Raw genomic sequence first — 4,251 nt, forward strand, 5'->3', positions numbered from 1 at the left:
GAGGTCGCATCGGGGTAAGAGGCACACAGCCATGACCTTGCGGGTCTGGCCATCATGTTGAAGGACGGCGCTAGTAGGTGAGCTGCTTTGGAATCTCGGGCCGCTGAAAACCCTGCTACGGCAGGTGTGAGGTGTAGACCAGGGCGTCGATCTGGAGTGAGTGGCGGTGTGTTTTGACGTAACAGACTAACGTGGGAAGCACCTGGGCGGATGGACGGTTGGCACTGTCCAAGCCAGGTGTGGGAGAGCTGTTGAGTAGGCGCGAAAGCTGCTGGGCGATATGGTCGAAGCCCCGTGGTGAGGCGGAATAAGGTCAGGTTGGCACCTGGCCCCGCTATGAGCTGAAAGACGGCGGTGGTGGCGTTCTCTGGGGGTGGCACCCCACGCATAGTGCTCCCCGTTGCGATGGTATCGCGGCGGAGCACTTGGCAAACACGGTTTTAAGGGTACACCCTGTGAAGCTCCTGCACCCTTCGGGGTGCGGGGGCTTTCTCAAGCGCCTGGCTTCGGGTGCTTGAGAAAGCCTATCCCTTCCCATCAGGCCTCTAAGCCCGCAGAAGGGCGTCTCTGCCTTCCTCCAAGCATCTGGCTTGGCCAAACGACCAACCGGCCATCCAGGCGTCTCGCTGAGCCGTTTTGAGCGCATGTGGGCACGTTGATCGGCCATGGCCTAGCGGTTGCTCTGCTAAGTGCCACGCAACGGCGTTATGCAGCCCCGCGTGCCACTCTGGCGACTTGTCGCTACCCCAGCCTACAGCTGTCAGCAGCTTGTCAGCGTGGTCGTGGTGCCATTGCTCAATCATTACTTTCTCCTTCATTTGTTGATATTGGCAAAGGTTGCTGGAGGTGTGCATCTCCCTCTGTTTTTGATTTTGGTTGCTGTCTCTCAATTACTGTCGTGAATGCAATCCGATTGCCGTTGAACGCGAAATTCGGGTTGATGTAATACCAGCCTTGGCGTAGGTGTTTAGCGATTATCTGAGCCTTTTCCAGCTCGGCTAGACCCCGCCAAAAAGTTGGCTGAGATAGCTTGATAGGCGGCTTTCTATCGGAGTGTTCTGCTAAAAACTCATCAAGCACGATCTTGTCTAGCGGTATTAAATCTCGCTCAACCGCTCGGTTCTGCAAGCACCAGAGCAGCACGTTAAATGCCTTGATACCGGCTGCCTTGAGGTCAAAAGTGAGAGCAATATTGGCAGTAAATAGCTTCACAAACTGCTCAGCATCTACACGTCGATAGGTCGTTACATGGGTACCCTGAACCTCCCCTGTAGCTTGGTTTACCAGGATGTTGTCGTCCTTCCCTAGCTGCGACAGTCTCACGGCTTGCCCTCTGATCGGCACTACCATGTTTTCGATAAATGGGTTCTTGTCGTACCTGACAACCTTGCTCATATTCCGCCCTTAATCTGATAGACCAGCATTCAAAAAATTATGTCGGTGAATCAAAAATAACCACTTTATTGATAGCCGTCTATCATTAATTATCTTTTTTTCAATAGACCGACCAACTAGTTCTGATAGACCGACTAACCCGTTTTGAAAAAACGGCTCCCGCCCCATGCGGGTTCGTTGGAAATCCCTTCTTATATCTTGTTAAGGGGGGATAAGAGCGAAGCGAACTACCAACCTGTTTGAGAGTGCGATATGCACTCTGATCAGTGCAGCCCCGCACACTAACGCCCTCGTTCCTCGGTTGTTGGGCACCGCCGTTCACGAATCGGAGATTCGTTTCACGACGGATGCCAGGGAGGGGAATTGTTCCAATTTTTTAACCCATCAACTGCAACCCCGTTTAGCAAGGAAAGGAGGGGGTATCCGCGATAGCGGATGCAGCGACGAAGGAGCGGGAACCCGCTGGGCACTGCACTGAGGAGCTGCGCGTGGGCTTGGGCGCCGCTGTGACTAAAGGCACCCCCAGTCGTGCTAAACCGATGTTTTTGTTGTTTTTGTTCTGGCGATGTTTTCAGCCTTGACGATTTCCCCTTGGGTGTAGCTACCTAGCCAGCCGATGTGGAGCCGCTTATGCGGCCACTCGCCGCGGTTAAGGCGCTTCCAGCGCTTTACCGCGCTGTTCTCCAGGGCGTACGCCTGTTTCCTGGACTGAGCAAATCCTGGCACGCGCTGCAGGCTGTGTAGGGCCTGCCGGAGGGCATCGCCGCCGTCACTAGGCGCGTTTTGTACTGCGCTGGCTAGACGGGCCTCCCAGCCTGCATAGGAATCCGCAGTGATTCGCCAGGTCCACGCAGGGCTATTGCCTGGGCGCGGGGCTTTTAGGGCCTCATAATCAGCATCCTGCATGGTCAAGCGCCCGCGTTTGCTGCTGCTTTGCTTTAGGTCTTCGAGGTCGTGGGCCATGCCCTCGCCCTCTGTAACTAGCAGCCACCACCAGATTTTGCCGGGGTTGGTTTTGTCCACCAAGCCAACCAAATAGCTATTGCACTGGCCTTTGGCTTTGCGTCGCCACCGTTGTTGAGCTGTTGCGTGAATTAGATAACGGTCTAAAAATTTAGCCTCAAGTGCAGGCCATTTTTTGGCCTCGATGCTGCCGGCTGTCCAGTAGATATATCCCCTCGACAGGTGCCGAAGCAAAAGACGCATCGCGTCTGTTTTGTACCGAAAAATCACTGGATGATTCCCCCCGATTTTCTGTTTTGCACGAACACCTTTATCGCTATATCCTACTGAGAGTATGTGAGTAATATACCTGCCAATGTAGATTGTGCTATATAAGAATCTTGCACAATTGTAGATTTAGGCACAAAGAGATTCCTAGCGCTGCGCGCTATGCGGCCTTGCCAGGCCGCCCAAAATTCGCAGAATTTTTGCCGCCGACAGGCGGCTGGTTTTGGCTTCGGAGACGCCATGCTGAGATTGTTGTTCATCGCGCTGCTAGGCGCTGCACCAGTCGCGGTAGCGGCCTGGTACAGCTGGCCGCAGCTCGATGAGTTGCACAGCATCGGCTATCCGCTGGAGCGGTTACTGTTGGTAGGTGCGGGCCTGAGCTGGTTGTTGGTCGTCGTGCTGGGCAGCATGCTGCCGCTATTGCGCTGGATTGAGGACGCCGAGCGGGAGCGCATTCAGCACAATGCGCAACGTGATATGGCTGAACAGCGGGAGCGGGCCCTGGTAGACGCTGAAACAGCGTCGTTTGCCGTGGCTGAGGCTGAGCGTTTGCGTCGTTTGGCTGAACGAAATGCGCAGGAGGCGGAGCAACGAGCGACAGAGAGGGCGCTGGTCGAGCTGGAGCATAGCCGCAGGGTCATGCAGGAACGACAGGAGGCGCTCGATCAGCAGACCGCCCAGATTGAGCAGCAGCAGGCCCAGCTCGATGCGGTTGAGGCTCAATATCGAGTCTGGGTTGAGCAGCAGCAAGCCGCTGTGGCTCATGCTCAGCTTGAGCGCGATCAGGCCCGTGAGATGATGAGAAACCGCCTGTGTGGCCATGAGCGGCGCTTGCGGCAGGCGACAGGCCACGAACACATGGATTTTGAGACGTTGAAGATGATCAGCCCTCCGCGCCCCGTGCGCGTACGGCGGCATGCAGCGTCTTAGCTGAGCAAGTCCCCTGACACACGGGATCCATAGTGTGTCACCAGGGCCAGATGCCCACTGGAGCCGCCGTCCCTATCGGCCTCGATCCAGGTTACGCAGTACCTGAGACCCCGCAGAAATAGGGGGGTGACTGTAGCACCTCGCGAAAGCGCTACCGCGCATGAAGCGCCGCAGGGTTAAGTAAAGTCGATAGACGCTCTTTAAACCGTTGATTTGCCAAGTGTTCCGATTCCACTGGGATCGGATGCGAGAAGAGAAACCTAGTGCTGCCAACACTGGGGAGGCCCGACAGTCGCCAACTGTCGGGCTGCCACTGCCGAAGCCGTGTGCTCCTAATCGAGCTGGCACGGCAAACGTAGGGCGCTCCGGGGTGAAATCCCCCGGTTCGACCCAATCCACTGGACGCCCGAACGGGCGGGGTTGGGCGACACGGAAACGGGCCTCGTGGTGACACGACCAGCCCTGTTTGTTCCGAACAGGTGAAAATCCTGGCTGCGGGCTGCTGGAAACGGTAGAACGGAGACCCTGCTGGTGGGCTGCTGAGGGCGTTCGTAAGGCGTCAGGGCGCGGAGGGGAAACCTGGAAGCGTTGGTACTCGATGGGGCAACCTGTTGAGATCGCTGTATAGCTCAAGCCAGTAATTGCGGCCGTTGAGGTCGCATCGGGGTAAGAGGCACACAGCCATGACCTTGCGGG

The 4,251-nt window shown here is 56.4% G+C and carries 6 protein-coding genes; 1 reads left to right on the forward strand and 5 read right to left on the reverse strand.

Annotation, left to right across the window (positions count from 1 at the left end; genetic code table 11):
* The 4 genes from INT19_RS19310 to INT19_RS00795 form a co-directional block, all read right to left on the reverse strand.
* On the reverse strand, positions 1-389 hold a 389-nt coding region (locus INT19_RS19310; protein ID WP_226924413.1), incomplete at its 3' end, for a hypothetical protein.
* 156 nt (positions 390-545) lie between these two features.
* A complete protein-coding gene (locus tag INT19_RS00785; RefSeq protein ID WP_193057439.1) occupies positions 546-803 on the reverse strand; it encodes a hypothetical protein in 258 nt (85 codons plus the stop codon).
* A complete protein-coding gene (locus INT19_RS00790; RefSeq protein WP_193059335.1) occupies positions 796-1,395 on the reverse strand; it encodes a replication/maintenance protein RepL in 600 nt (199 codons plus the stop codon). The genes INT19_RS00785 and INT19_RS00790 overlap by 8 nt, the downstream gene beginning before the upstream one ends.
* 531 nt (positions 1,396-1,926) lie before the next feature.
* Positions 1,927-2,601 (reverse strand): hypothetical protein, encoded by a 675-nt coding sequence (locus INT19_RS00795; RefSeq protein WP_193059336.1) that lies wholly within the window; start codon positions 2,599-2,601, stop codon positions 1,927-1,929.
* 264 nt (positions 2,602-2,865) lie between these two features.
* Between INT19_RS00795 and INT19_RS00800 the strand changes: the two genes are divergently transcribed.
* Positions 2,866-3,555 carry a hypothetical protein gene (locus tag INT19_RS00800; protein WP_193059337.1) on the forward strand — a complete coding sequence of 230 codons (690 nt, stop codon included), beginning with the start codon at positions 2,866-2,868 and terminating at the stop codon, positions 3,553-3,555.
* Between the two features lie 72 nt (positions 3,556-3,627).
* Here the strand turns inward: INT19_RS00800 and INT19_RS19315 are convergent.
* A partial coding sequence (locus INT19_RS19315; protein WP_226924415.1) for a hypothetical protein occupies positions 3,628-4,251 on the reverse strand: 624 nt, incomplete at its 5' end.

The sequence above is a fragment of the Halomonas sp. 3A7M genome, from assembly GCF_014897875.1.
Classification (GTDB): domain Bacteria; phylum Pseudomonadota; class Gammaproteobacteria; order Pseudomonadales; family Halomonadaceae; genus Vreelandella.

What these genes read in the sequence shown, in the direction of transcription:
- INT19_RS00785 (WP_193057439.1), bottom strand. Translation starts at nt 803, where the DNA reads ATGATTGAGCAATGGCACCACGACCACGCTGACAAGCTGCTGACAGCT.
- INT19_RS00790 (WP_193059335.1), bottom strand. Translation starts at nt 1,395, where the DNA reads ATGAGCAAGGTTGTCAGGTACGACAAGAACCCATTTATCGAAAACATG.
- INT19_RS00795 (WP_193059336.1), bottom strand. Translation starts at nt 2,601, where the DNA reads ATGCGTCTTTTGCTTCGGCACCTGTCGAGGGGATATATCTACTGGACA.
- INT19_RS00800 (WP_193059337.1), top strand. Translation starts at nt 2,866, where the DNA reads ATGCTGAGATTGTTGTTCATCGCGCTGCTAGGCGCTGCACCAGTCGCG.